Below are 23,246 nucleotides of genomic sequence, written 5' to 3'. Positions count from 1 at the left end.
TTTGTTGATACAAAAAAGAGAGCTCATTCGCTCTCTTGTGGTGTTTGTTCGTGCCTTTGTCTGGCCAGCTCTCGAAACAGTAATAGATCGTCGTAGCTGAGTTTGTCTATTTCGCTTGGGGGCCAATGAAACACAAGGGCGATATCTGCGTAATAGTCTTCAACTCGATCTATTACTATTCCGTCGCGACGAAAAAAGAGGCAAGCGTCGTGAGCAAAGGCGCCCAGTTCTCTGGAGGCATATTGATAATGTCACGCTCGTTCAAGCAAGAGATGCGAGGTAATAGGGTTTGGCCCGCGTCAAACTTCATGCCGCATACATCTATCAAGCTTAATCCGCGCAAATGCCCAGAGTGTGGCTTGCTGATATCAATATGCGTAAGCGATTTACCATCTTTTTCAATAGGCGAGGCCAACTCCGCGACCTTGACTTGTGACTCGTCTTTAATGGGGTTGGTCATAGCCAAGCTCCTTTTGTAATACTTCAAGTTTCTTCTTCACGCCGCCTTTTTGTGGGTCTAGCTTCATCACTAGCTCAAACAGGTTGTGCGCCTTTTCTTTGTCGCCTGCTTCAAAGTGCCAGTCACCGACAAGGCGGAACATTTTCACTTTGAGTGGGGCGTTAGTCGCGAGTTCGCCAGCCAGTAAATCACTCACGGCTTTGAACAGGTATTCACGCTTGTACGCTTTCTTTTCAGTGTGCGCTTTGTGCGTGTACTTAAAGACGTAATCACAAAAGCCTGTTTGACCGTTCACTTTAAAGTTAGCCGGTGTTTCTAATCCGCCATCGATGGCCGCTCGAAAGTCATCGTGGATCTCTTCAAACTGGCCAAGGTCAAAGTGCCACATATAAAAGCACCACATCACATCGAGGTTACCGTAGTCGCCTTGGTGGGTATCCAGTAGCTTTTCAACCAATGGTCGGTACTTGTTAATGAGCGCTTGTTTGTACGGATCTTTCTCTTTCGAGCCAGACAAGGTGCGCAAGTAGCTTTGGTCTTGCTTAAACACGAGTTGCGTTTCTTCCCAGGGCTTATCAGCAAAAGCGGTGCGAACGGCTTGGCTTACTGTTGACTCGTTCATAGCGTCAACACTGTCGATAGCTTCAAAGGCTTCAACCGGTTCTGGCTTTGCCTTCTGAGCCTCTCGTTTCATCAGTATGGATAACATGGTCTTTCTCCTTACTGTGGGATGAGCTCGTCGCCGTTAAAAAGCACTTCAAGCTGGCCATCTTTTACCGCAACGGTAAGCGGGTCGACTGTCCACGCGCCTTTCAAGGTGTAAGCGCGGTTCGTGTTCGTTTCTAAGGTGATGTCTTCACCCACAAAATCAGCAATGGCTTTCTCATCGGTGTCTTGAGCGTGAATGATGGTGCATTTGATGAAAGGCGCATCCGAGAATTGTTCAGAGAAACCCAAAGGGCCATCGTCACCCATTATGGTTTCGCGCTTCATGTTGCCGAGGCCATATTCCGCACCTTCTTTGATGGGAAGGCGTCCCAATGAACCGGCGTTAAGGACAGCACGGCTAGTAATTTTTGTTCCCATGACTTACTTCCTAAATTGAATTTTGCCTGCAACGATAATCAAACCGTTCACGAACTGCGGTGAATCTTGGTAGTTGACGCGCTGCTTGTTGGTTTCATCGAGCTCGACAATGAGCGACTTTTTGTAGCCATCGAAATCTTGCACGATGCCTTGGTATTCCAAATCTCGATACAAGGTCAACAGCTTGGCTTTGAACATGGTCGGCGTCACAATCGGCTGACCTTTGGCAAACTTGGTACCGTCTTTCGCTACTTTGTGGCGAGGGTAGACACTTAAGATCAATGAACGCTGTTTCTGACGAAAATACATGGCGGTTGCCGGTGTCATGACATCAAGGTAACTGTTGTCCGTTACGCCAGCTGCGTTTTCTGTGTAAGCGGTAACGGCGCGCTCGACTAACACTTCCTTCGCCGAGTTCACCGTGTACGTACTCAACCCTTCATACAAAAAGAGGTTACGTTCAGCCCAGTCCCATTCTTGCTCCGCCAGTGAGTAAACACCGTTCAACTTGAGCGTTTGCAGGGGTCGACAAGGGTCGATGGCCAATGACGGGGCGATTTGACCAACCCATGCGCCAATCGCTGCCGCGTCAGACAATGGCGCTTCTGCAGAGTCACCCAAGTTATTGATGGGTAGGAAGTTGATTAACGCGCAGTTGCTTGTTGGTGCAAAGGTGATGATCTCTGCGTGTGTGCCTTTCTTGGGTAGATACGCGATGCCTGGTACTTGCTCTAATGCGCCATATCGCTCTTCAAGAAAAGTCCCTAACTCACGAATGGTGGTGCTGTCATTCAATGAGCACATGATGTGGTGATATTGAACATCACCCAACGCGGCTAAGGCGCTTGCGGTATCACTATCTTCAACACTGACCGCAAAGATAGGCATGGTCTTATCTTGCTTACGGAAATAGGTGATCATTTCCACTATGTCGCTATTGGCACCAAACGAAGCTGCAGCAATCGTCTCATCCATACAAAGCGTGACTTTGTTTGGTGCGACTGTGGCATCACTGACCGCATTACCGATCGCCAAGATAACTTGCAGGTCTTCTGCGCTGTTTGCCAGGCTATTATCAATTTCAATGTAGACACCGGGAACGCGAGCGGTGCTTGGTACTTCAGCAAAACCAATACTCATTATTTAGTTTCCTTCTTGGCTGTGGGCTTGGCTGTTTTATCGATGACCACGATACTTTTTTCAGCGAGTCGACGTAGCCAGTAAGCGTTACGAGGTTTATTTTCACCTGTCGCTTTCAGTGGCTCTCGGGTTGTTGGGTCTTTCACGATCAAACTTGTTTTCGCTGGCTTAATCTTGAAAGTGGGTAGCGCCGTTTTCTCGATTTCTTGTTTATCCATTACGCTGCATCCTCTAGTGCAAAGTGTTCCGCTGCCATGGCGAGTAACTCTCGCTCTAGAGCAGGCGTCCAACCAATGAAGGTTCGTTTGGGCATTTGGTAATTGCTCTTGGTTTTCACGCCACCTGTCCATTGACCTGTTTTACTGTTGTATTGACCATTAACACGAGTCGTGAATGACACTTGAGCGCCTTGATTGTGCTCTTGGCCAATGCGACCTGCGACGCCTTTTAGGCCAACCTCAAAGCTCTCTTCTGTCACGTGAGTTCTTAACGCCTTACCAAAACCCAGCAACATGTTTTTATTGTTCACGGTGTTCTGCGCTTGAGTGCCATCCCATAGTTGGGTTGTTTTTCGCCGTGTTCGGCTTTGGTACGGGTTGTTGTCTATATCTCGCTGAGCGCGAATTTGCTGACGAAAGAACTGCCTTGCGCGGTTGGCCATGCGTTTATTCAGCTCAAACTTATCACTGGCCGTCAGCACTAAACTTTCCACAGCCTGAGTCAATTGCTCAGGCGTCGCGAGTATTAATTCACTCATGGCAAATCATCTAAGTGGCCGACAAAGTAGACCAATTCACCAAGTTGGTCTTCATTGGCTCGCGCTTCAAAACCACTGACACATTCATAACGGGTATCACCTTGCTTCCAATTGCCTTGTTCGTTTTCTTGAAGGTCGAACTCTTCACGAATATCAATTTTTAGCTTGAGATCAAACGCACCTTTATCGAGAGGCTCCAGCGCAAACGTCGGCATGGGTAAGCCTTTTTCCGCTCGCTCTGGGTCGTACTTGTTGAGCCAGCTGACTAAATGCATAAACAACACTTGTGGCTCTAACTTGGCACTTTGCAAGAAAACGATGGCGGTATACTCAATTTCAAACCCATCGACATCGGCACCCTGACCACAAAATAAGGCGCCATCCTCCGCCCACACATCCATTTTGGCCGCATCTGTCACATGGCTTTTGAATAGGTCAGTTAAACTTTGCAGCGCTTTCATTACACCCTCTCAAAGCAGTAGGTTTCTTCTGCGTGGATCAACATGTCTATGGCTTGGCGGGACTGCACTTCGCACTCTTCTTTCTTGCTGGTGAGCGCTTCTTGTCGGTCTGCTGCTTCAGCGGTGGCGTCACCACTCATTTGCACACTAATCAGTTGAGCGGCGGTCAGTGCGAATACGGCCTGCTTGTAAAGTGTTTTGGCCGAGTCATCATCACCAAAGCGTTCTTGAGATAACTCCGCCAAACTAGCAAAAGGCACTAAGGTGTCTTTAAGTTCAGAATGCACTTTGATGCGTGACACCGTAGCGTGGTGCAAAATGCCTGCCTCTGTTTCATTGCTTTGGAAATGGAACAGAGACTGAAACTCTGAAATTTTCAGGGCTGGATATTTGTCCGAGGCTGGCAACTCAGATTCATAGCGCTCGTTTTTATCACCGACAAATTCCATGATGCATCCTTACAGTGTTAGGGAATGCAGGCCGACAATCGCGAATAACAGTTGGCGCCAAAGCGCACCTGAAACAGCAATAGAGCCTGCATTGAGGGGGTGTTAGTTTGTAATGGCTGGCTTAATGCCAAGCCTCGTTAATCCATAGCTTCACGTTTTTGAATTCAATGGCTGCGGCCTTACCAACTTCTTCGAGCACGTAAGCCATGTTCATCGACTCAAAGTTTTCAATTTGGTCTTTTTCATCGTTCTTCTTACCTGCAGAGCGGCGAACTGAACCTTCTTGAATGTAGATGGATAAGTTGTCGTAACTGGTCACCATGATGCCCGTCGATGGGAAACCTGGTACTTTCACTGCAGGCAGACCGCCATAGGTACCGATGACTTGCAGCTCTTGAATTTTGCCTTTTTCGCTTGGCGTATTACCGTGCGCTTCGTAGAACTTGGCTTTGTCATAAGCAAGCAAGTCAGAGCCGATGATGGCCACAAGGTTTGAATCATTTTCACAGGCGTCATGCAGTAGGTTTTTCGTTTCAAGCACGGCTAAGTCTAGGTTGATGAAGTCACCACCTTCACCGATACGAATTTCACCATCTGCTTTTTGCCCCGTGGTAATTAAGCGCTCTGCGTTATGGTCACGCATGGCTTGGAACCAACCTTTATTCACGTCTTCACCGTTCGGGTTTGCACTAGCATCGGTATTTTTAGCGACACTTACGCCATACCAACCAATCGTGATTTTATTGGCGTCAATCTGCTCTCGGGTTGCTTTACTAATCAAGGCGTTGAAGTTCTTATGGTGCGCCCACGCGTCCAGTTTTGCGTAACGAAGAGCGGTATCAAAGTTCGTTTGCTCACACATGTAAGGCATCGCACCCATGCTCGAATGATCTTTTGGTGTACGTTTGCCCGAGCCTGACGTATCGGTACGACTGGCAATCATGCCCGTAGCGCCAAGACCAATGGATTCACCTTTTTGGTTTTTCACTGAGATGATGTTGATTTTGCTTAGGAACCAGTTGCTTTCACGGATAGCCGCGATAATGCGCTGAGTACCATTCGGGCTCACGTTAAACTTCTCGGTTGCATCATCCACATCGTTTTGCGCTGCCACGGCTTTCACGTAGGCGCTGAGTTTTGTTTTGGTCTGCTTTTGCATGTTCTTACCTAATTCAATTCGTTATGGGTTGAGGAGTTGTCGAAACCTATAAGTAACGCTCTTCGTCATCACCTTCGCCTGCTAACTTACGCTGCTCTTCATCGGTCAATTTGCTGAACTTTTCAATTTGGCCAGTTAGGTTTTCTACCTGTGAAGACAGAGTCTCTACCTGGTCTTTTAGCTCGGTGACCTGTGTACTTTCTTCAGGTTCAGCGGGTTGCTCCGGCGGCATACCATGGGTGTTTAACTTTTCAACTTGCTCATTCAACTGGCTGAGTTGTTGCTGATTCTCTTTACCTTGCTCAATGCTTTGCTTGAGTAGCTCTTCAAGTTCTTTACTCATCTCATCTTCTTCCTGTTGTTGTGAGAGCTGCTCAAGTTCACCTTCGCCCTTAAGCCAGCGTTTAAATGTATTAAACATCGAGGCTTCTTCCTCGGTGCTTTTCGATAGTTGTTCTGGAGTGATTTGAAAGTTCGTTGGGACGCACGCTTTATCTTTGCTGTTGGCAGACAGTTGAATCTGCGTCGTACCTAATGATGCAGGCTCATCAGTCAGAGCCAATCCGGTCAAGTAAGCTTTCCCTGTATCTGCAAACTTTTCATAGAACTCACATGAGGTATGTAAAAGCTGGCCTTGTTCAGCCATACGCAAAAGCATGGAATTTGGTTTCAGTACTGCGAATAGCTTGTCTTCTTTCTTTTCGACCGATAGGACTGAGCCATACTTGCTGCTCCACGGGTAATGGTCTGCATTGATTCGAGCTGTATAAACTTCTGGGTTGTAAGTTTCTGCAATCTCATCAATGATTTTTTGCTCAATGACTCGACCATCAATGGTTGCTCCTGCCTGTAAAATGCAAACTAGCTCTGATTGGAACATGCCTAAACTCTCCTAAATTCGATGATTCCAATTTACCCAATGCCTCCGCCTTTTTGTATTTGTCCTAGTTCTAAACGCTTGATATAGAAATCGTTCAAGCTGAGTAATCACAAGCGCTGTAGCACTATGCAAACATGGGAAATAATGTTGTTAGCGAACCGCTCTATACCGCCGACCAAACGAAAGCTTTGGGACTGTTTTTACGCCAACGTAAGCCGGCTGAAATTGCAGAAGCGGTGAGCGTAGCCACTCGCACGGTTCAAAAATGGATAACTCAGTTTGATTGGAAAACGCTGAGGGATGACGCGCCCGTCGAATTAATGATGAGACAGCGCATTGCTTACTTGATGTGGGTTGACCAAAAGCTTGAGAGCCAAGAGCGTGAGCTCAAGATGTTGCTCGAACAGCAATTCAAACGTGATGAAGCAGAGCAAAGGCGCAACCGACCAGCTGGCCGAAACGATGGCGAGCAAAAGCGGGGTCGTAAGCCAAATAAGACGAAGAACGATGTATCCCACATCACCAAAGAGATGCTGGATGAGTATCGAGAGAAAACCTTCTTCGAATACCAAAAGGACATTCACGGCCACAAGCAAAACGATGAGATCAATGAAGTGCGCTTTTATCTTAAGTCGCGCCAGATTGGTCTTACGTTCTATTTTGCTTTTGAAGCGTTTGAAGATGCGGTGTTGACTGGCGACAACCAGGTGTTTATCTCTGCGTCGAAAAAGCAGTCGTATATCTTCAAGAACTACATTCGTAAGTTTGCACTAGAGCTTGGCGAAGTTGACCTAAAAGGTAAGGACGACATCGAGCTTAGCAACGGCGCGAACCTTGGTTTTATGTCCACTAACGTAGCGACCTCTCAAGGTTTTAACGGCCACATGTATTGGGATGAGGTGTTCTGGATCCCAGGCTTTGCGGATTTAGATAATTACGCGGGCGGTATGTCGATGCAATCGCAGTTCCGCACCACTTACATTTCAACACCTTCCACCATGGCCCATGAAGCCTACCCAAAATGGCAAGGCAAGAAAGAGCACGGCATTGATATAAGCCACAAGGCGCTAAAAGCCGGTGCTTTGGGTGTTGATTTCATCTTCCGTCAAATGATCACAGTGGATGATGCCATTAAGAAGGGCGCGACCTTCTTCAACATGGATAAGCTCAAGCGTAAATATCCGGTTAAAGAGATTTTCGACAATCTATTGCGTTGTAAGTTTTTGGACGATAGCGCTTCATTCTTCTCACTTAAGGCGCTACTGGCCTGTAAGGCAGACAGTTCACTTTGGAAAGATGTCGACCACGAGAAAGCAAGGCCAGTAGGTAACGCAGAAGTTTTGGTCGGTTATGACCCAAGAGGTGGCGGTACGGGTGAAAGCTCGGATGATGCAGGCTTAGTGGTGGCGTTGAAGCCAAAGCGCAAAGGTGGAATTTTCCGATTCATCGAAAGGGTTCGCCTTAAAGGCTCCAGTTATGAGCAACAGGCTGACACCATTCGCGGCATTACTGAGAAATACAATGTGGTGTACATGGCCATGGATACCAGTGGTGTAGGCTCGGCTACCGCTGAGCTGGTTCGTAAGTTTTACCCAGCTCTGGTCGAGCTGGATTACTCACCCGAAGTGAAACGACTGATGGCCTATAAGTCGAGAGAAATCATTAACAGTGGCCGCTTACAGTTTGAAGCGGAATGGGATGATCTCGTTCACTCGTTCTTAATGATTCGCCAGCAGACCACTAAGGTGAGTAACCAAATTACCTTTGTTTCTAACCGCAGCAAAATTGGCTCTCATGCGGATTTAGCCTGGGCTTCGATGCATGTGATGCGTTGGGAGCCGATTGATATAAACAATGACACCAACACCAGTGTCGAGTTCTTCTAGCCTAATTATTGGAGAGGCCAAGTGATAGAGATTGAATTTTCTAACCCCGTGAGCGTGATGAACAGCGACATTCTCAGCTATTTAGAAGTGGCGTTGGTTGATGGTTTATACGAACCGCCGGTTGCACTCGATACCTTAGCAAAGGCACTGCGCACGAACCCGATGCATTCGAGTGCGATTGAGTTTAAGCGCAATACGTTAATGCATGCGATTGCGCTGAGTGGATTACTCTCACGCCAAGATGCAAAGCGCTTTATTCAAGACTACCTCACTTTTGGCGGTGCTCACCTTCAGGTGATTCGTGATTACAGAGGTTTAGGCGAAGTCGTTAAGCTCAAGCACTTACCGACACTTTACATGCGTAGGCGTGAAGACTTGGGTTGGACGTATAAGCCTAGAGCTTACGATGATGAAGGACGTATTAATTACAAACCTAACCAAGTGTTCTATTTAGGTGATTATGACGTTGCTCAAGAGCTGTATGGTTTGCCGAGTCACATTAGCTCTTTGACGTCTATCTGGCTGAACGATGATGCCACCTTATTTCGTCGTCAGTACTACCGTAACGGTAACCATGCAGGTTACTTACTGTATATGAACGAGCCAACCATGACAGAGAAGCAAGAAAAGGCCATCAAGAAACAGTTGCAGGCTCAAGAAGGCATGGCATTTAAAAACTTGTTTGTGAATGCAAAAGGTAAAGACACCAAAGCCCCAGAGCTCAAGCCAATTGGTCAGGTGGAAGCCAAAGACTCATACAAAGAAGTGAAGAACCAAACCATGAACGAGGTGCTTTCGGTTCACCGTGTGCCAATCGAGTTGATGAGCATTCGACGCGAGAGTATTACGTCACTCGATTTAAACAAAGTGGATTGGCTGTTCCACAAGAACGAGTTGCTGCCACTGATTGATATGATGCAAGAGTTGAATGATGTTGTGGGGCAACCGGTCATCACCCCTAAAGAATATAAACGTTTGGATGCGGCTTAGTATCGAGTACTGATAGGTTTATCTTTACTGCAGCTCGTGTTGAAGCTGCGCTTTTATCCAAGTTTGTAGCGATAAGAGCTTCTGAGCATTTTCAGCACAGGTTTGCAGGTTCGCTACATCTTCCGCTAAGACTTCGGCGTCTCGCTCGTAACCTGTAGCGGTTTTGGCGGCACCATCAGGGACGGTGGAGGGTTGCTGAATACCGATTGCTCGATTATGCGCTCGCACTGATTGGGCGCGGATGTGCATCCAGTCAGGATCGTTAACAACGCACTGCTTATCACTGTTCTTTTGAGCATACTTGATCACCTCTTTTTCTATCTCTCGAAACTCAATTCGAATATCTGGCTTTTGGTTCGCGAGCTTTACGGCGAGCTGAAAAGCCTCGTTTTGTTTTTGCTCTACTTTGTCCCATAGGGCATTTTGCGCTTTTAAGACTTTGACCTCAGTGGTGGTTACGCCGTAGTCATACGAACAATAAGCGACACCGCTAAGAGCGGCAGCAAAGGCGATGGCTTTAAACAAAGTTAGATATTGGTTTAGCATGATCACCACCCATTCAAACAAACTTGTTGTTCTTTGGTTCGGCGTTTAGGAATACCGGCACAGTTGCTTTGCTTGAGTCGGCAGTCTTTACCATTCACAAACACCCATCTTGGGTACTCGTTACAAGCGCCTTGATGATCACCTTGGTTAAACTTCTTCAGTAAGGTAGAGCGCGTGAAATTACCGGCGCCAAGGTTAAAGACAAAGCTCACCATCATGTCGTATTCGCCCTGGCTAGCGGTTTGGTTGATCTGTTTGTTTACCACTTGTTCGGCAGCTGAGATATCTTCAACAAAATACTCAGCCGCTTGTTGCTCGGTGAAGACCATCTCGGGTGTGACGCCGCTTGTATGCCCAAGCGCCGCAGTCCACACATCGGCACTGCATTGGTAGGGTTTGAGCCTGCAACCTTCTTCATTCGCGACATGGCTGAGGCCTTGCTCACTGGTAGTAAGCTCTGAATCAATGGTAAAAACAATGGCAAGAACGGAGGCAACAGAGCACACCACAGTCTGTACTGCTTTGGTTTTTATGCTCATGCTGAACCCTCTTTTTTTGAGTTCAACTTGTCCAGCTTCGCTTGGCTGAGTTTGGTTGCAATAGCGTAGTGACGAATAGCCATAATGCCTGCGCCAATACCGACCGCAACAGACAAAATTTGGAGTGCGTCATTCACGCCAAAACTGATTAGGGTTGCACTAACGGAGGCTAAGATTTTCTTTAGGCCAGTGACATCGAGTAGTGATACGACGAGTGCCTTTGCCTCTGATTCATTCATTGGTTTCTCTCTTATAGCTAGATGATTAGTTCCCCCATAAGCAGTGTATCTCGTTGAGTTTTAAAGGGGACTGATGGCATTTCTAGTGTCGAGATATAGAAGTTCAGAGAGCAGGAAGAGAAAACCCAACTCGATGGCTGGGTTTTAATAAGGTTGGGATTAGTTGGCAGGTGGTGTCGGCCACGGGTTTTCTGTTTGGATTTTCGCTCTCGCAGCTAAGGCTTGGGCCTCTATTGCTTGAGCATCATCTTCAAACCCTTGTAGGCGTTTGATGTTGGCTTCAGCAATCAAAGGATCGCACATTTGAGCGTATTGACCACGGCGAACGTTATCGACTTGGTTATATTCAGTGATGTATTGATTGCTCTTGTTGGTTACCCAAACGTCGTTAATCCACTCGTCCCATTGTGTGGCTGGCTTTTCTAGCGTGTATTCGTCTGATACTAAAGAAGCATCGGCAAACACTTTCGATTCGTGGTTTAGCTTATGGTAAGTCACTACTTCAACAAGCTTTAACTCAACAAGCCACTTCTGATTTGTTATATCAAACTGGGCTTGTTCTGTTACTTCGTCAAAAACTGGTTTCGTTACCCATGTAGAAAACTGAGGCAAGATATACTCAACATACCCAGCCACTTTATGGATTTGACTCTCACCCTGATAAATGAAGGTTTTGTAATCGTAGTGATACGCTGTTTTCATTACATCCAACCTCGGTGAATTTTGATTGATAAGTTTGCTGTGTAAGGGCGATTTTCGGTGGCAGTAGGCACCATTAATGACGCATCAAATGTTAAGCTCCCCGCCTCAGATGCATCGGTAGTAACAGGAGTCCTAATGCTTGTAACCCCTGTATTTTTAGAGAAACAGCCTGAAACCTGACCTTCGTTACCAAATGTTTCTGATATTTTATCAATGACGCCCGAAATATTCCTAATGGCGTCACTTTGCGTTTCACCATGATTGACACCACTAGGATTGCCTCGCACGAAATGTCCTAAATGGTGATTAGGCACCGTAAAGGTCGTAGCACCATCACCATCACCAAACTTGATAGCATGAATTATTGGGTCTGCATTTTTTGTTTCCTGCGGCATTACCATTCCAGAAGCCACTGCATAATCCCAAAGCAGTTTATCGGTAGTTCTCGATAACTCGCCGCCTTTTAGGTCAATCCAAGCAGGCTTTTCTCCGGGATGATGAAACTCTCCTATCATTCCCACCATGTTTGCTAGTGCCGCTTTAATCGGCGCTAGGTGTAGCTCATTCAATTCAGTTTCAGTCACAAACTCGCTGTGCTTAAAAATAACGTGCCCAGCTTCACCCGAAACTGCCGCTTTGAGTGTGACCATACCGCCGATGCCTTTCGGTAGGGCGACTTTAGGTGTCGAGCATTCGATCACCGCTTGATTACTGCTATCAAGTACATGGATTTGATGTAGGTACTCATCAAAGTGCTGCTCAATAGGCAGATTCAAAATAAATGTTAAAACGCCATTATCATCGTAATAACTGGTTTCAATGGTGTTTTCATAGAATGAATACAGTGTTTCATTTGGTGCGTCATGGGTTAGCGCACCAATGAGCCGATACTTGGTTACAGTATTTTTCAGCTCACTATTTAAAATGTCTATCCCGTGTTGAGTCGGAATAGCTTGCAGCGTGCTCATACGGTGTCTCCTATTTCAAGTTGCCATGTGATGGCGGTGCAGCACAGAAAGGGGGCTTCAGCTTTTAATTCAAGCTGAGAGCTAAACTCTGGCTTCATGGTTAAGGCCGTAGCCAGTTCAAATTGTGTCTTTGCATCAAACGGATAAATCCAATGAAACTCGGTGTGCGGCAGTCGTTTTTCTTCTAGCGCTTTAAAGGCTGCGTCGTTGTTGTAGCTGTACAGGTTTATCTTGATGAGGTTTGGATTAGCTACTTCATCAAAAACCACTCCTTTAGAGCCCATCGTAATCAAGAGCCGTTGATAGTCTGAAATCTTCCAACCAAATTGCTGCTCTTCAAACTCAGTTAATAGGGACAGTTCAAGCTCGTCATGGGTTTGCTTGAAGTCTTTGGCAATGCCTTGGATGGTGTTGGCAAGCTCTAGGTTCTCGGTGTCTTGCCAATATTCGCCTTTGGGTAATAGTCCTCGATAGGCGCCTCCAAAATCTCCGGCACTGTATTCAATAATTAAATCGGAGGTGTCCACGTCACGCCTCCTAGTACATGTATCTGGTTTTTATCAATGGCGACCTCACCAACAGGTGTACGAACAATGAAGTTGTTGGTCACGGTTGAAATGGTTAATACAATTTCAGTGTTGGTGATGGATTCTGGCTTTTGGGTTATCGGGTTAATTTTGCCCATTTTTCCTTTCACAAGATTTTCAAGTGCAGTGACTACATCATTACGTATGGCTTGGTCTTGAATGCCTTGTATCTCGATGTTGAGTGGCACTTGCTTTGGCAAATGCGCGATAGGGTGACAACCTGCCAGTCGATTTTGTTCAAACGTGTTTTGGACTAACTTGACCACTTCAGCGCTCAACTTTGGGTTGTTTTCTCGCGCACCGATATACACTTCAACCATGCCTCGTTGTGGGGTGTTATCAAGCGCCCAAGCAAAATCCACATCCGAGTGAGCCGATACGGCCCACACTTCATAATCCGCCGCTTTGCCAATCAGCTCGTTCTTTTCAAAGGCAACGATGACACGCGCTCGCCAGTGCTCTAGCTCTTCAATATTGGCGCCTCCTCCAATGCTAAGTGAAAGCACATGGTTTGGGTCAATACCGCTTAGTCCTTCGCTTAACGTAAGCACTGCACCTTCGGGGAGATTACTATCCACGCCAGATTCAAGCGCAATGACGTCAATGGGGACGTTGCTATACTGTTCTTTGGTGGTTTCGTATTCGTGATTGGCATGCGTTAAACGGGTACCTTTTTTGATCACTACCGTTCCGCCAAGCTCAGTGAACTGCACTCGGCCCGTTGCGAACGTGGGCAGTAATCTAGGAGCTTTATGGCGATTGGCGTGTAGGTATAACCACTCTTCAGAGCAAGTCTCTGGATGCAGTTGCCTGAACAGCAAATCTTGATAACCATATTGCCCATAGCTGACACCAGCAATGGCAGCGGCTATCGCTTTGGTCGCGGGGTTGTTTTGCCCTGTTTCAGATACCAGATTAGCTTCTGCGCGAGCAATCAGACTATCTAGGCTTCGTTGTGTACTCATTGGTTAACCTTTGAAAGTGGAACATCAAACTGAGAGCCATCGGTTAGGGTGATCATCACATTGCGACCCATTTGGTTTGGCTTCTCTCGCCATACTGAGACTTCAACTGCTTTGGCGTGGCCGTCGGTAATGAGCCAAGCGAGCGACTCTTCACAAAACCGTTTAGCGAGGCTTAACGTTTCGTCTGTTAGCTTTGCTCGCTTGAGCGTCCAATCACGAGAGCCGACCACGTTTACCAACTCATAGCTCCAAGTGCCGCCGCGCTCATTGCTTGCCATACGGGTGCGATCGTTTTGAGTCGATTCGGCATAGTTATAAACACTCTGCAGAACAGCGTGGGTTAATCCCTCTTTAGAGCTGAGTGGTGCTGTCAGGGCGGTTAAGTTGAAATGGCTCATCCTTTATTTGGCCCCTTGGTTATTCTTGTTGTCCCGTCGTCTGTGTAGTCGTGGTCATGCTTTTCAACTTTGACACCGCCGAACGTACCGGATGAGCCACCCACAGAACCGGTGACATCAACGTTCTTTGTGACTTTCAGATTACCGCCGATTTCTACATCACCAGAAAACTTGGACTTAGGTGCAGTAACGTTCACAGCCGTTGCGTTCACAGTGGTTTCTTGCGCTGATATCACTTCTAACCTTGCGCAGGCGTTTATCTTGATGCCTTGCTGCGTGAAATGAACAAGGTTGCCTTTGTCATCAAGTATCGCGACTTCACCAGGCTGCAGCTCTATTTGGTGACGTTCGTCTTCTACGTTCACGGTGATGCCGCGAGATGTGGTTCCACCAATGAACAGGTTGTAAGTTTTCGACCCTGGTAATGGACGGCTCATAAACCCGTAGTTGTGCACGCGTTTTATCTTGTCGTTGGTTCGGCCTGTCGCGGTTTTGATTTGTAATCGACCTGTGGTTGCCCCTGTGACAGTACCGGTGCCAATCACGTTTTTAATTCTGGCCATTAATCGCTGTTGTTGCTGCAGAGCACTAGACATAGCTTTGCTCCTTAAACGGCCTAAACAGTTCAACCGATGTTTCTGTAGAGCTTTCAGACACTGATAGGCCAAGCGACTTGATCACCAACATCTCACTGAAGCTTTGCTCTTGGTCTGCCACTCGAATCACTCGATTTAACCCATCAATGGCCAACTCAGGGAAGATGTCGGCAATTGTGCTTGATGCTGTCAGGCTTTGAGCAATGGCGAGGTTGCGCTCGTATTTAGCACGAGACAGGCAAGCTTCTCGGTTTTGTAATTGGTCACAGGTGATCACCATGGTGCGTGAGCTATCGACGTTTGGATTGACGACCTGTGCGCTTGCGTCATCCCACTGGCCTTGCACATCAATGGTGTGAAATTGCTGATTGAAGGTGCGCTTGATGTTCAGGCTGTCGATGTTGTTGCCCGTTTCTAGGCCGATGTTGCTGATAGTTGTATGCGCGGTGTTTTCAATGATCAACACGCCATTGCGCTCAACCAACATAAAGCCTTGCTCTCGAATGAGCTGCGCCACGTTCTCTACCGGTGATTCTGCATTTATCTGAAACTCAGGGATGACCGGCATACTCTTCACCAGGCTTTTCACTTTCAAACCAAATGGCTTGGCGACATGGCGAAGTAGCTCTTCCACGTTCAAGTTATAAAGTGCATCCATCGTGATGCGTGAATCAATCATGTTGGCACTCTTCGAGCGGCCAGAAATGGAAACAGCGTGAGCGCTTGAATCGGTATTGGAATCCACACCATCAATCTGACCAATCAGAATCGACTTGTCGTTAAGGAAGAACTCGACCGATAACGGGCTTTCAATACCCATAGGCTCAATTGAGCAACTGAACGTGTGAGCCAGCTGTTCAATGGAGTAGTTGAGATTCGCTTGATAGAAAGTACGCGGCTTGCCATCAATGTGCATCGTTAGCGTGTTCATGACACATCCCTCACGGCAATGTCACCACGAATGAAGAGCGGGTGCTGCAGTGCATTCATTTTGGTGATGACTTTTTCTTGAGTGAACTCATCGTGCGCAATCGTCAGCGCGGATTGAAAGCGTGGTGATTGCACCGTTCTATGAGGCGCGGTACCGCTGACTACCTTATCTTGCTGAACTTTTACATTGCTTTTTAATGTCGTGACTGCGTCGAACAGTTCAATGCTTTCAAGCGTCGACACTTTGGTGGTGTCTTTGATGCGCTCATCGATACCGACAATCAAAGTAGATAGATCATTCTTGATGGTTTCAGGCTGCTTAGCCGATTGCGTAATATCAAAGCGGTCGCCTTTCTCTAGGTGTGTGATGTCTTTGTTCATCTTCACTGCGCCCGTCACCATTTGCACATTGTGGTGCTGAGTTGGTGTGTCCGGTTTTACTTCACCTAGCAGTAAAGCTTGAGCACTGCGTGAGTTGTCTACCGCTTCATTGCTTGAGCTCGGCTCAGCTTGAACACCATCGGCTACCGCATCCATTGACGTAGAAAACAGATCAGCGAACTCAGTAGGGTTGGTGCTGAGGCTACTCACTGCCGAGAATGCTTTATTGATGGCGTAATTAATGTCTTGAAGGTTTTCATCTTCAAGGTTCAAACGGTTGGTGATGTCGACCAACACGTTCAATGCGCTGGTGACATCACTCTGAACTCTGTGAATGTCTGATACATCCAAGCCGTTTACTTCTTTTACGAAAGAACGTTTCGACAAGCTCTCGACTATGTTGGCCTGCGTTTTTGTACGAACGGAAGTCGGTGCAGTGATTGAAGGGGAAGAGCCAGCGCGAGCAAACTTCAGACCCAGCGTGACCAAGCCTTTTTTTGTACTGATGCTTTGCGATACATCTTCAAAGACAAGCGGCAGCTCACCCAACCAAGGATGTTCTAGCTCACCCGTTGGTTTTGCTTCTAGGTTTTCAATGAGGGAATTGGCATCGGCCAGAGAGCTGGAGCCAACGAACACCGCTTCAATTGTGTAGGTGCGGGCTTTTGTTCCCATGACTTTGATGTGTGGTAGGTCAGAGTAGGGGAGTTCGCTGACTTGCAAGCGCTTACCACCATCAAAGGCGGTCGATAGGATGTTGAGCTTAAGCCCATTCCATCTAGCGTGCTCGTACTGTCGTTCCCACATCAAAAAGCCACCAACTACAGAAGAAAATCAGAATTAGGCAGTGAGAATAAAATGAGTGATGGAGTAGGGCGCTCAGGCCCTGTTCGGACTCACCCTCCCCTCCACACTAAAATTCCGCACTGCAATTATGCGATCTTAGAACCGCATTTCATTTCGGTAGTTGTATTGGAACACAGCCCCCGATGTATCTACATCGAGGGCTGTTTTAGATGGGGGATTTAGAGATCGTCCGAGATCGTGATCGTTCGTTTTGTTTAAATTGAGGGGGCTTTATATTTTTGAGCTATAGCTTAAAAATATGTTCCCTATGATATGTAAGATAGATTTTTTGGTTTGCGTTGAATTTACCTACATTTAACGGATAAGCGACTCCCCAAGACGATAGAATTGCCTTCACGTATTCTTCAGAAACAAGAAGGTCGCCTTCATCAGTAAAACTGATCCAGCCTTTATCGAACAGCTTATCGATATGGGGCGATAATAATAGACCATTGTTCCCGTCCAGCTTCTCCAGGTTTGTAGATACGCGCCACGGTTTAGAGTGACTTGCGATTAAAAAGCGCTTGTCTGATAGGCCGGTGACACGGCAGCTAGATTCAATTAGCTCTAAGTTCTGTCGAAATTTTCCCTGACCTCGACGCGCTTTAACTAGCTGTTCTTTTTCAGTTTCGCTTATTGTATTTTCGTTTCCAAGCTGTTCTGCAATTCGATTCTCTTGGTCTTCAATATCTTCATCAAAGCCCAAATAATCTTCTTGTTTCGTATAGCCCGAAATATCCAAAAGCACATTAGCAAGTTCGGGGGTAATACTCGCCAAATAGCAACTCTGATTCCCATTCCCGTTTTGTTGTATTGGTGAATATTTTTCAGGAAGTAAAGGGGCTATTTGGGATATATATTCTTTAGCTCTAAAGGGTCTTTCAAGCATGTCCCATTTGATTTTTACTAGCCATCCCTCATGATCCCAATAGTCACCTTTGCTACCAAATTCATCAGGTTTCCCTGATGATAGACATGGCTCTACAACTGTTCCTACAGCCTTGATTTCAGCATTAGCAAACGAAAAAACAATGTCTCCGACTGAGGTTTTAGGCATATTGTCATAGCTGTTGTTTTTGGCTCCATTAGTATTCTTTTTAGGGGACCATATATAACCCCCACCAATCTCTTCCTTATGTGTCTGCTTGTGATTAACCCACCAATACATTTGCTATCTCGCGATTTAAAATATTAAGCATCAATACTCACATATGAAATATAGTATTTACAAGCCAATAAACATATTTACTGTGCTCTATAGGATTTTAGTAGTATGTCATCCATTTGGTTCAGCTTGCGCACGGCCAATGAAACGCGCTTGCTTGATACGCCAGTTCTTAGTGAAGCCAGCTCATAAGAATAGCCAGACTCGAACACCAGCTTCACGGCTTTACGAGTTTGTTCTGGCATATCTCTTTTTGAGATCACTTCAAGCAAAGCATCAAGGCGTTTTTTAGGAATAAGGTTCATTTATTCAAAATATCCGTAGTCTAGACTTCTGCTTTAGGCGCTTGGTTGTTCCGATTCAAAAATATCCATCTGGTTCGCATCACCTTTGCACAACTCTGGTTGTAGCTTAGGATCTGGCGGCACTCCAACAGAGTCTATAATCCCCTCTACAGAAGTAAGCGTATGAAAGCGAACACCACAGTTAAAATTGAGGCACTGCCAGTAGGCTTTCCGTGTCTCGTTCGACATTTCTTGTGAAGTAACAATTCGGGTTTTGCATCCGCATGTTGGGCATGGCATTAGCATTATTGTAATCTCCCTTCTAAATAATCCGCTTTGGCACTTTGCCAATAACTCACTTCATCCTCATCGGGTTCTTCGGGTATGTAAGGTTCGCCAAGAACCGATCTCCAATAAGCTCGCCGTTCTAAGAAGTGGTGATATTGCGCTTGATAAGTTTCATCTGCTTCTTGTTTTAAATCGCTACAATCGATATCACGACAAGTCATCGACCAACCTCTAGCGCCAGCTGCCCACATCAAGAAGTTATCCATCCGTTCTTTGGCTTCGTCGCCGTCAAAAGTTATCGAGAACCGGTTACCACTAGAAGCGTGCATTTGTCGTGACTTCATTTGCTGCGTGGTTTTCTTGGCCGCATGTTCTAAACGAATAATTCGTGACTGCAGTTTTTTGAGATGGTCTTCAGGCTTGCCTTGTTGCTTGGCGATACTCGACGCTTTCACGGTTTGAGCTTTTTGCTTATTGATACGTGAGATAGTTCGCAGCAAAGGCTTTTTCCACTGCTCAAGCTTGTAACCCAACTCACGGATAACAGCCGTAATATTGTCAGCTTCAAACGAGGCAAGAGTTTCCCAACTTGGTGCGCGTGAGACCCTCGCTATGCTGTAGCGATTCCCCTTAATTAAACCCTGGTCAGCGTTATTACCTTTGGCCGCATAGCCAACCGCTTTGATGAGATAAGTACTGGCTGCTTTGGGCTGTCTAATTCTTTCGATGTGAGCCATGCCATGACCCCATAGCGATTCCAAACGTTTGGCCCAGTCTTTGAAATGCTTTTTATCGACCGTCCACTTCAACACCAGGTGAACGTGTGGGTTGGGTTCGCCGTCGTCATTCATGGGGCTTTCGGCTACCCACATATAATGAAAATCTGCTTTCTCTCTATCAGGGCCGAAGGGTGAAAGCTTCGCTTTGAACTGCCCAGAAACGTAGTCACCATCTTCTGTGTACCAACCTCGGTGGAACATCTTTTTGCTGCCATCGAGAAAGCGGGAAGTTTCGCGCCCAATACTGGTATCGAGTGGTTTAATGATTTTGAAAGGTTGTTTTGGTAGCCGCGTATACAAGCCATCTTTGCCAGGAATAAGATCACCGGTATCTCGTTCAAACTCTACTGGAGTAAACGGGCCGTCAGCATCGATACCTTCATCCATCGCGCCAAAAATGGCGTGACGTTGTGCCGGTGTAAAAGTCAAAGTCAGAAATGTAGTAAAGCCTTCATGACATTGGGCAACATACGCACCACTCTCGAACATGTTAGAAACGCTCTTTGGTGTTAGCTTTTCCGTATAACGAGTACCCGAATTAGCCTCGGGTGCATTTCCTGCAGGCGTCTGGGTAACAATTTGAGCGCGCATTTGCCCAGACCAGTCTCGTTTTTGCAGTTGAAGAGATATAGGGGAGAGCTTCCTCTCGAAAGGGGGCCTTTTCTCATGCTTCAGTGGCAAAACTCGCGCTTTATTTCGCTCTGTACTTGCGTATAACGCATCAAAACTTTCATGGCCCATTCGGCTATCAAGCTCTGTCTTGGTGCCAATGGGCTGCCCAATAACCTTCACACGTTTGTTGATTCGAGCCAACTTTAAGCGCTTTTTCTCGTGTCGGACTTTTGCGCCCTTGGACAAGCCTAGTGTCTCCGGCCTTTCGGCCGCCGCTTCGCGGTCGGGTTTGGAGTTTGAATTTAGCCTTTTGAAATGTTCAGTTGCCAACTTAACATCTGTAACGTGTTTTGATTGTTGATTAAAAACACGGTCGTAAATAGGAAGAGATTTAACCACGCCAGAATCGAGCAATTGCTGCTCGTATTCTGTGTAGTGAGGCATTTTGGAACCTAAAAAACCAGTTTCATAGCTGGCATTAGCAGTTTTAACTTCATCAATAGGCCGGACAGCTCCGGCCACATGGTACAGAGTTTCAATCTTCATCGCTTATTGCTTCACATCCCCTGGGTTCGCATTACTTACTGAGCCCCAAGGTTCAGCGCACCCGTTTTCACTACACACATAATTCATTGGCTGAGAGCTGCGCTTAACACGCTTTTTAATGCCGTGTTTTTCGCGCAACTTCGACACTAAAAAGCGCGCTCGCTCTCGTTTCTTTGGATCTGGGTTCTCCATTCCCGCCATATCAGGGCAGGGCTTATGTATTGGAGAAGAGATAGGCAAGTCAGCCGTCGATTTTGCAGGTCTAAAAGTCACATCACTCATGCAGCCACCTCAACAAATATCACTTCTGGTTTCTTCTTCTTTTGTTCTAACGTAGCGAGAATGTCTTTTACTTTGTCGTCATAAACACTTAAATACAGGTTTGCTCCTGCTAGGCTCCAAGCTGTTTGAACTCGCTGCTTCTTCCCAAAACCACAGAAGAAGCGATCACCAATTTTTATCGCCACTGCTTGTTTTTGCGCTTGCTTGTAAAAACTCATAATTCGCTAAACTCCTGTGTGTCCATAATCATGTGGCCGCCAGTGTGATTGCCCTTTATGATCACGCCATTCAAAACGTGTTCGCAGTTCAACGCCTCACATGCTGACTCAATAGCAAGTTTTGGCGTATCAAACTCGCCTAAGTGAAGGTTCATTACCTCATTGGTTTCAGCGTGACGAACCACGCCGCCACCGCTGTTCAAAGTTATCGCTATATAACTCAGCATCACTTCGTCCCCACAGATGACAAACAAAACTGTTCGAATTGATATAACGCTTCATCATCAAAGTGGCCTAGGTCACGTAGACCAAGCATTTCAAGAAACAGGTGGCGGTTACCCATATCTAAGCTCGTCCAGTGGTGAAGCTGTGAAACTTGTTCGATCGAACCGTGGCGATACCAACTAGGAAACGAATGTCCGAAAAACAAACGAGCACGTTCACCGTCCATTGCATTTTTAATATCGGCTAATACGTCAGCTTGAGAACGATGTGTTTCAATAGGTGTTTGCTTCTTAGCTATTGCATCTAATTGGCATAGCAATTCATGCTGTTGTTCTGTGCTACTTGAACTAAAGCGCTGTGCTATGAGTTCAAATGATTGTTCAAAGAGGTGATTTTCGAGATTACTCATGATGTTATTACTCCTAAAAAATTAGTTGTGGGTGAGGTACGTATTGCATGTTTCTGCCTCTATCCCGAGTTTCTCTTTAGCAAGCTCAAGGAACTTGGCAATCTGAGTTTGGTTTTGAGCGAAGTCTTCGATCTTATACAAAGGGAAGTACATAGAAGCTCCCCATCCGTCAGGGCCTGCTAAATAAGCTTGAGCAGCTTTCACGCCTTCGACATATCCAGCCTCGTAGACATAAATCTTGTCTTCACCTGAAGTAATGGTTTTGAGTAGAGTTTTCATACTGGATCCTTGTGGTAAACCTTGAACTGGTCGAGAGCGTCACCCGCTTGCTTGTGAATGCCGCGCCACATTGCGATCAAGTTATTCTGCAGTTGCTCTTGGCCTTCCACTTCGTTCTCTTGATATTTAGTGATAGTGAGTGCAGCAACATTTTCGATGTTGAGTGCTTCTTCCAATGAGTTGATTTGAATCGCTAGAAATGGTTTTTCCATAATTACACCCCGCAATTAAGTAAGACCAGGTAAAGGCGCACCGTTGGCTAACAAGTCCACACCCATACATAAGAAAGGGTGTGCACCGCTTGTGCGATCTTCTAGGTCGTTAATGAGCAGCACTAAGTTGTTAATACCAGCTTGTGCCGTTTTGATAATTGAGTTTCGAGTTGAGCGAGGCAGGGCTCTTTGGCCTGCCGTGTCTAACGCGAGCTGAGAGATCTCTCCAGCAAGCACAGAGTTGTCTAGAGCACGTTTAATAAACGTTTCTCTTTCACCGTCAGGAATATGAGCGGTCACTAGCCCTAACTGGCGAAGTACAACTTCTAAAATTACGTAGTCATCCGTAGCTTTAGAAATTGCCATCATTTCAGGTAAAGAAAGTACGTGCGGTTGCGAGCTATTCAGCTTGTTACGCAACATGTTTGAACGAATGCCACAGGCTTTTGCTATGTCTGTTAGCTCGTTTCGGTGTCGTGCTCGAAACAAGCTGCATGCTTCGTTGTACTGTTTTTGTACATCCGCTAAAAAGACGCACATTGTCTGGTTCACTTCCATGTCTGATACTCACTATGAAACATAAGAAAAGTGGTTAGCTTCGAAGGTGGTTTTAATGACGATGAAACTTTCCGTAGATGGATTCCATCCTTGCTCGCTCTTCCTCGTGTTTTCTTACAACGTAATCAGCAAGGTCGTTAACTCGAATCAATAACGGAACTTTTGTACCTTTGTTAGCTTCACTTTCTTCATGAAGACGAAAGGCTGGGATAGGGAATTCATGGCTGCTAACCTTGGCTTTAGCCGTCGCATACTTCATTCCAAAAAATGATTCTGAAACTTCGCTTAATTGGACAATCGGCTTACCAAACATTGCTTGAAGCCCGTAGTGAATATCCATGCTCATATAGTTATCCTCATTCTCACTACAGCACTGACGTGATATAGTTCTTAGTTAATTGGTGTTTATCTTTGTTCTTGGTGA

General features: G+C 46.3%; 36 protein-coding genes. 2 read left to right on the top strand and 34 right to left on the bottom strand.

The window, feature by feature from the left end; translation table 11 throughout:
- Window positions 1-23: 23 nt before the first annotated feature.
- The 11 genes from QQ041_RS08990 to QQ041_RS08940 all read right to left on the bottom strand — a co-directional run bounded on the left by QQ041_RS08990 (window position 24) and on the right by QQ041_RS08940 (window position 6,392).
- On the bottom strand, window positions 24-143 hold the full coding sequence (locus tag QQ041_RS08990; protein ID WP_258182968.1) for a GpE family phage tail protein: 120 nt from the start codon (window positions 141-143) through the stop codon (window positions 24-26).
- A gap of 32 nt (window positions 144-175) precedes the next feature.
- On the bottom strand, window positions 176-460 hold the full coding sequence (locus QQ041_RS08985) for a phage tail assembly protein (RefSeq protein ID WP_285953656.1): 285 nt from the start codon (window positions 458-460) through the stop codon (window positions 176-178).
- A complete protein-coding gene (gene gpM, locus QQ041_RS08980) occupies window positions 444-1,169 on the bottom strand; it encodes a phage terminase small subunit (RefSeq protein WP_285953655.1) in 726 nt (241 codons plus the stop codon). Before gpM ends, QQ041_RS08985 begins: the two co-directional genes overlap by 17 nt.
- Before the next feature lie 11 nt (window positions 1,170-1,180).
- Window positions 1,181-1,546: a phage tail tube protein gene (locus QQ041_RS08975; protein ID WP_017109406.1), complete on the bottom strand. Its 366-nt coding sequence runs from the start codon at window positions 1,544-1,546 to the stop codon at window positions 1,181-1,183.
- Window positions 1,547-1,549: 3 nt separating this feature from the next.
- The gene (locus QQ041_RS08970) at window positions 1,550-2,686 is read right to left on the bottom strand and encodes a phage tail sheath subtilisin-like domain-containing protein (RefSeq protein ID WP_285953654.1); all 1,137 of its coding nucleotides are present in this window, start codon (window positions 2,684-2,686) and stop codon (window positions 1,550-1,552) included.
- On the bottom strand, window positions 2,686-2,904 hold the full coding sequence (locus QQ041_RS08965) for a DUF2635 domain-containing protein (protein ID WP_285953653.1): 219 nt from the start codon (window positions 2,902-2,904) through the stop codon (window positions 2,686-2,688). The genes QQ041_RS08970 and QQ041_RS08965 overlap by 1 nt, the downstream gene beginning before the upstream one ends.
- Window positions 2,904-3,443 carry a phage virion morphogenesis protein gene (locus QQ041_RS08960; RefSeq protein WP_285953652.1) on the bottom strand — a complete coding sequence of 180 codons (540 nt, stop codon included), beginning with the start codon at window positions 3,441-3,443 and terminating at the stop codon, window positions 2,904-2,906. The genes QQ041_RS08965 and QQ041_RS08960 overlap by 1 nt, the downstream gene beginning before the upstream one ends.
- A complete protein-coding gene (locus QQ041_RS08955; protein WP_285953651.1) occupies window positions 3,440-3,904 on the bottom strand; it encodes a phage tail protein in 465 nt (154 codons plus the stop codon). The genes QQ041_RS08960 and QQ041_RS08955 overlap by 4 nt, the downstream gene beginning before the upstream one ends.
- The gene (locus QQ041_RS08950; protein ID WP_285953650.1) at window positions 3,904-4,353 is read right to left on the bottom strand and encodes a head completion/stabilization protein; all 450 of its coding nucleotides are present in this window, start codon (window positions 4,351-4,353) and stop codon (window positions 3,904-3,906) included. Before QQ041_RS08950 ends, QQ041_RS08955 begins: the two co-directional genes overlap by 1 nt.
- Before the next feature lie 121 nt (window positions 4,354-4,474).
- Window positions 4,475-5,512 (bottom strand): phage major capsid protein, P2 family, encoded by a 1,038-nt coding sequence (locus tag QQ041_RS08945; RefSeq protein ID WP_285953649.1) that lies wholly within the window; start codon window positions 5,510-5,512, stop codon window positions 4,475-4,477.
- Between the two features lie 46 nt (window positions 5,513-5,558).
- On the bottom strand, window positions 5,559-6,392 hold the full coding sequence (locus tag QQ041_RS08940) for a GPO family capsid scaffolding protein (RefSeq protein WP_285953648.1): 834 nt from the start codon (window positions 6,390-6,392) through the stop codon (window positions 5,559-5,561).
- A gap of 134 nt (window positions 6,393-6,526) precedes the next feature.
- Here QQ041_RS08940 and QQ041_RS08935 point away from each other — a divergent pair, with 134 nt between their 5' ends.
- Both QQ041_RS08935 and QQ041_RS08930 read left to right on the top strand, forming a co-directional pair.
- Window positions 6,527-8,278: a terminase family protein gene (locus tag QQ041_RS08935; protein ID WP_285953647.1), complete on the top strand. Its 1,752-nt coding sequence runs from the start codon at window positions 6,527-6,529 to the stop codon at window positions 8,276-8,278.
- Between the two features lie 21 nt (window positions 8,279-8,299).
- Complete coding sequence (locus QQ041_RS08930) at window positions 8,300-9,268, top strand: phage portal protein (RefSeq protein WP_285953646.1); 969 nt, start codon at window positions 8,300-8,302, stop codon at window positions 9,266-9,268.
- Between the two features lie 24 nt (window positions 9,269-9,292).
- On the opposite strand, the gene QQ041_RS08925 is transcribed toward QQ041_RS08930, so the two are convergent.
- The 23 genes from QQ041_RS08925 to QQ041_RS08815 form a co-directional block, all read right to left on the bottom strand.
- Window positions 9,293-9,814 (bottom strand): hypothetical protein, encoded by a 522-nt coding sequence (locus tag QQ041_RS08925; RefSeq protein ID WP_285953645.1) that lies wholly within the window; start codon window positions 9,812-9,814, stop codon window positions 9,293-9,295.
- Window positions 9,815-9,816: 2 nt separating this feature from the next.
- Entirely contained in the window at window positions 9,817-10,353 is a 537-nt protein-coding gene (locus QQ041_RS08920; protein WP_285953644.1) for a lysozyme, read from the bottom strand.
- Window positions 10,350-10,592 (bottom strand): hypothetical protein, encoded by a 243-nt coding sequence (locus tag QQ041_RS08915; protein WP_285953643.1) that lies wholly within the window; start codon window positions 10,590-10,592, stop codon window positions 10,350-10,352. Before QQ041_RS08915 ends, QQ041_RS08920 begins: the two co-directional genes overlap by 4 nt.
- A 159-nt stretch (window positions 10,593-10,751) precedes the next feature.
- Window positions 10,752-11,294, bottom strand: a complete 543-nt coding sequence (locus QQ041_RS08910; RefSeq protein ID WP_285953642.1) for a hypothetical protein — start codon at window positions 11,292-11,294, stop codon at window positions 10,752-10,754.
- Window positions 11,294-12,262 carry a hypothetical protein gene (locus tag QQ041_RS08905; RefSeq protein ID WP_285953641.1) on the bottom strand — a complete coding sequence of 323 codons (969 nt, stop codon included), beginning with the start codon at window positions 12,260-12,262 and terminating at the stop codon, window positions 11,294-11,296. The genes QQ041_RS08910 and QQ041_RS08905 overlap by 1 nt, the downstream gene beginning before the upstream one ends.
- The gene (locus tag QQ041_RS08900) at window positions 12,259-12,789 is read right to left on the bottom strand and encodes a hypothetical protein (protein WP_285953640.1); all 531 of its coding nucleotides are present in this window, start codon (window positions 12,787-12,789) and stop codon (window positions 12,259-12,261) included. Before QQ041_RS08900 ends, QQ041_RS08905 begins: the two co-directional genes overlap by 4 nt.
- Entirely contained in the window at window positions 12,771-13,814 is a 1,044-nt protein-coding gene (locus QQ041_RS08895; protein ID WP_285953639.1) for a baseplate J/gp47 family protein, read from the bottom strand. Before QQ041_RS08895 ends, QQ041_RS08900 begins: the two co-directional genes overlap by 19 nt.
- The gene (locus QQ041_RS08890) at window positions 13,811-14,212 is read right to left on the bottom strand and encodes a phage GP46 family protein (protein ID WP_285953638.1); all 402 of its coding nucleotides are present in this window, start codon (window positions 14,210-14,212) and stop codon (window positions 13,811-13,813) included. Before QQ041_RS08890 ends, QQ041_RS08895 begins: the two co-directional genes overlap by 4 nt.
- Window positions 14,209-14,808, bottom strand: a complete 600-nt coding sequence (locus QQ041_RS08885; RefSeq protein ID WP_099165646.1) for a phage baseplate assembly protein V — start codon at window positions 14,806-14,808, stop codon at window positions 14,209-14,211. Before QQ041_RS08885 ends, QQ041_RS08890 begins: the two co-directional genes overlap by 4 nt.
- Window positions 14,801-15,739 (bottom strand): phage tail protein, encoded by a 939-nt coding sequence (locus QQ041_RS08880; RefSeq protein ID WP_285953637.1) that lies wholly within the window; start codon window positions 15,737-15,739, stop codon window positions 14,801-14,803. The genes QQ041_RS08885 and QQ041_RS08880 overlap by 8 nt, the downstream gene beginning before the upstream one ends.
- Window positions 15,736-16,926 (bottom strand): DNA circularization N-terminal domain-containing protein, encoded by a 1,191-nt coding sequence (locus QQ041_RS08875; RefSeq protein ID WP_285953636.1) that lies wholly within the window; start codon window positions 16,924-16,926, stop codon window positions 15,736-15,738. The genes QQ041_RS08880 and QQ041_RS08875 overlap by 4 nt, the downstream gene beginning before the upstream one ends.
- A 283-nt stretch (window positions 16,927-17,209) precedes the next feature.
- Window positions 17,210-18,133, bottom strand: a complete 924-nt coding sequence (locus QQ041_RS08870) for an HNH endonuclease (protein ID WP_285953635.1) — start codon at window positions 18,131-18,133, stop codon at window positions 17,210-17,212.
- Between the two features lie 77 nt (window positions 18,134-18,210).
- Window positions 18,211-18,435: a hypothetical protein gene (locus QQ041_RS08865; protein ID WP_229649789.1), complete on the bottom strand. Its 225-nt coding sequence runs from the start codon at window positions 18,433-18,435 to the stop codon at window positions 18,211-18,213.
- Between the two features lie 33 nt (window positions 18,436-18,468).
- Entirely contained in the window at window positions 18,469-18,720 is a 252-nt protein-coding gene (locus tag QQ041_RS08860; protein ID WP_285953634.1) for an ogr/Delta-like zinc finger family protein, read from the bottom strand.
- A complete protein-coding gene (locus QQ041_RS08855) occupies window positions 18,720-20,639 on the bottom strand; it encodes a hypothetical protein (protein ID WP_285953633.1) in 1,920 nt (639 codons plus the stop codon). The genes QQ041_RS08860 and QQ041_RS08855 overlap by 1 nt, the downstream gene beginning before the upstream one ends.
- 3 nt (window positions 20,640-20,642) lie before the next feature.
- Window positions 20,643-20,921 (bottom strand): hypothetical protein, encoded by a 279-nt coding sequence (locus QQ041_RS08850; protein WP_285953632.1) that lies wholly within the window; start codon window positions 20,919-20,921, stop codon window positions 20,643-20,645.
- On the bottom strand, window positions 20,918-21,139 hold the full coding sequence (locus tag QQ041_RS08845; protein ID WP_285953631.1) for a hypothetical protein: 222 nt from the start codon (window positions 21,137-21,139) through the stop codon (window positions 20,918-20,920). Before QQ041_RS08845 ends, QQ041_RS08850 begins: the two co-directional genes overlap by 4 nt.
- Window positions 21,136-21,366: a hypothetical protein gene (locus tag QQ041_RS08840; RefSeq protein WP_285953630.1), complete on the bottom strand. Its 231-nt coding sequence runs from the start codon at window positions 21,364-21,366 to the stop codon at window positions 21,136-21,138. Before QQ041_RS08840 ends, QQ041_RS08845 begins: the two co-directional genes overlap by 4 nt.
- Entirely contained in the window at window positions 21,366-21,773 is a 408-nt protein-coding gene (locus QQ041_RS08835; RefSeq protein WP_285953629.1) for a hypothetical protein, read from the bottom strand. Before QQ041_RS08835 ends, QQ041_RS08840 begins: the two co-directional genes overlap by 1 nt.
- 21 nt (window positions 21,774-21,794) lie before the next feature.
- Window positions 21,795-22,052: a hypothetical protein gene (locus tag QQ041_RS08830; RefSeq protein ID WP_285953628.1), complete on the bottom strand. Its 258-nt coding sequence runs from the start codon at window positions 22,050-22,052 to the stop codon at window positions 21,795-21,797.
- Window positions 22,049-22,264, bottom strand: a complete 216-nt coding sequence (locus QQ041_RS08825) for a hypothetical protein (protein ID WP_285953627.1) — start codon at window positions 22,262-22,264, stop codon at window positions 22,049-22,051. Before QQ041_RS08825 ends, QQ041_RS08830 begins: the two co-directional genes overlap by 4 nt.
- A 15-nt stretch (window positions 22,265-22,279) precedes the next feature.
- Window positions 22,280-22,822, bottom strand: coding sequence for a phage regulatory CII family protein (locus QQ041_RS08820; protein ID WP_285953626.1), 543 nt, complete (start codon window positions 22,820-22,822; stop codon window positions 22,280-22,282).
- Between the two features lie 52 nt (window positions 22,823-22,874).
- Window positions 22,875-23,168: a pyocin activator PrtN family protein gene (locus QQ041_RS08815; RefSeq protein ID WP_099165635.1), complete on the bottom strand. Its 294-nt coding sequence runs from the start codon at window positions 23,166-23,168 to the stop codon at window positions 22,875-22,877.
- Between the last annotated feature and the right edge of the window lie 78 nt (window positions 23,169-23,246).

Origin of the sequence: Vibrio sp. TMPB1044 (genome assembly GCF_030442075.1) — a bacterium.
GTDB classification, from domain to species: domain Bacteria; phylum Pseudomonadota; class Gammaproteobacteria; order Enterobacterales; family Vibrionaceae; genus Vibrio; species Vibrio satsumensis.
This window is presented reverse-complemented; position numbering and strand designations above follow the sequence as displayed.

Coding starts and splice junctions, on each gene's coding strand:
- QQ041_RS08985 (WP_285953656.1), bottom strand. CDS start 460: ATGACCAACCCCATTAAAGACGAGTCACAAGTCAAGGTCGCGGAGTTG.
- gpM (WP_285953655.1), bottom strand. CDS start 1,169: ATGTTATCCATACTGATGAAACGAGAGGCTCAGAAGGCAAAGCCAGAA.
- QQ041_RS08975 (WP_017109406.1), bottom strand. CDS start 1,546: ATGGGAACAAAAATTACTAGCCGTGCTGTCCTTAACGCCGGTTCATTG.
- QQ041_RS08970 (WP_285953654.1), bottom strand. CDS start 2,686: ATGAGTATTGGTTTTGCTGAAGTACCAAGCACCGCTCGCGTTCCCGGT.
- QQ041_RS08965 (WP_285953653.1), bottom strand. CDS start 2,904: ATGGATAAACAAGAAATCGAGAAAACGGCGCTACCCACTTTCAAGATT.
- QQ041_RS08960 (WP_285953652.1), bottom strand. CDS start 3,443: ATGAGTGAATTAATACTCGCGACGCCTGAGCAATTGACTCAGGCTGTG.
- QQ041_RS08955 (WP_285953651.1), bottom strand. CDS start 3,904: ATGAAAGCGCTGCAAAGTTTAACTGACCTATTCAAAAGCCATGTGACA.
- QQ041_RS08950 (WP_285953650.1), bottom strand. CDS start 4,353: ATGGAATTTGTCGGTGATAAAAACGAGCGCTATGAATCTGAGTTGCCA.
- QQ041_RS08945 (WP_285953649.1), bottom strand. CDS start 5,512: ATGCAAAAGCAGACCAAAACAAAACTCAGCGCCTACGTGAAAGCCGTG.
- QQ041_RS08940 (WP_285953648.1), bottom strand. CDS start 6,392: ATGTTCCAATCAGAGCTAGTTTGCATTTTACAGGCAGGAGCAACCATT.
- QQ041_RS08935 (WP_285953647.1), top strand. CDS start 6,527: ATGGGAAATAATGTTGTTAGCGAACCGCTCTATACCGCCGACCAAACG.
- QQ041_RS08925 (WP_285953645.1), bottom strand. CDS start 9,814: ATGCTAAACCAATATCTAACTTTGTTTAAAGCCATCGCCTTTGCTGCC.
- QQ041_RS08920 (WP_285953644.1), bottom strand. CDS start 10,353: ATGAGCATAAAAACCAAAGCAGTACAGACTGTGGTGTGCTCTGTTGCC.
- QQ041_RS08915 (WP_285953643.1), bottom strand. CDS start 10,592: ATGAATGAATCAGAGGCAAAGGCACTCGTCGTATCACTACTCGATGTC.
- QQ041_RS08910 (WP_285953642.1), bottom strand. CDS start 11,294: ATGAAAACAGCGTATCACTACGATTACAAAACCTTCATTTATCAGGGT.
- QQ041_RS08905 (WP_285953641.1), bottom strand. CDS start 12,262: ATGAGCACGCTGCAAGCTATTCCGACTCAACACGGGATAGACATTTTA.
- QQ041_RS08895 (WP_285953639.1), bottom strand. CDS start 13,814: ATGAGTACACAACGAAGCCTAGATAGTCTGATTGCTCGCGCAGAAGCT.
- QQ041_RS08890 (WP_285953638.1), bottom strand. CDS start 14,212: ATGAGCCATTTCAACTTAACCGCCCTGACAGCACCACTCAGCTCTAAA.
- QQ041_RS08885 (WP_099165646.1), bottom strand. CDS start 14,808: ATGTCTAGTGCTCTGCAGCAACAACAGCGATTAATGGCCAGAATTAAA.
- QQ041_RS08880 (WP_285953637.1), bottom strand. CDS start 15,739: ATGAACACGCTAACGATGCACATTGATGGCAAGCCGCGTACTTTCTAT.
- QQ041_RS08875 (WP_285953636.1), bottom strand. CDS start 16,926: ATGTGGGAACGACAGTACGAGCACGCTAGATGGAATGGGCTTAAGCTC.
- QQ041_RS08870 (WP_285953635.1), bottom strand. CDS start 18,133: ATGTATTGGTGGGTTAATCACAAGCAGACACATAAGGAAGAGATTGGT.
- QQ041_RS08865 (WP_229649789.1), bottom strand. CDS start 18,435: ATGAACCTTATTCCTAAAAAACGCCTTGATGCTTTGCTTGAAGTGATC.
- QQ041_RS08860 (WP_285953634.1), bottom strand. CDS start 18,720: ATGCTAATGCCATGCCCAACATGCGGATGCAAAACCCGAATTGTTACT.
- QQ041_RS08855 (WP_285953633.1), bottom strand. CDS start 20,639: ATGAAGATTGAAACTCTGTACCATGTGGCCGGAGCTGTCCGGCCTATT.
- QQ041_RS08850 (WP_285953632.1), bottom strand. CDS start 20,921: ATGAGTGATGTGACTTTTAGACCTGCAAAATCGACGGCTGACTTGCCT.
- QQ041_RS08845 (WP_285953631.1), bottom strand. CDS start 21,139: ATGAGTTTTTACAAGCAAGCGCAAAAACAAGCAGTGGCGATAAAAATT.
- QQ041_RS08840 (WP_285953630.1), bottom strand. CDS start 21,366: ATGCTGAGTTATATAGCGATAACTTTGAACAGCGGTGGCGGCGTGGTT.
- QQ041_RS08835 (WP_285953629.1), bottom strand. CDS start 21,773: ATGAGTAATCTCGAAAATCACCTCTTTGAACAATCATTTGAACTCATA.
- QQ041_RS08830 (WP_285953628.1), bottom strand. CDS start 22,052: ATGAAAACTCTACTCAAAACCATTACTTCAGGTGAAGACAAGATTTAT.
- QQ041_RS08825 (WP_285953627.1), bottom strand. CDS start 22,264: ATGGAAAAACCATTTCTAGCGATTCAAATCAACTCATTGGAAGAAGCA.
- QQ041_RS08820 (WP_285953626.1), bottom strand. CDS start 22,822: ATGGAAGTGAACCAGACAATGTGCGTCTTTTTAGCGGATGTACAAAAA.
- QQ041_RS08815 (WP_099165635.1), bottom strand. CDS start 23,168: ATGAGCATGGATATTCACTACGGGCTTCAAGCAATGTTTGGTAAGCCG.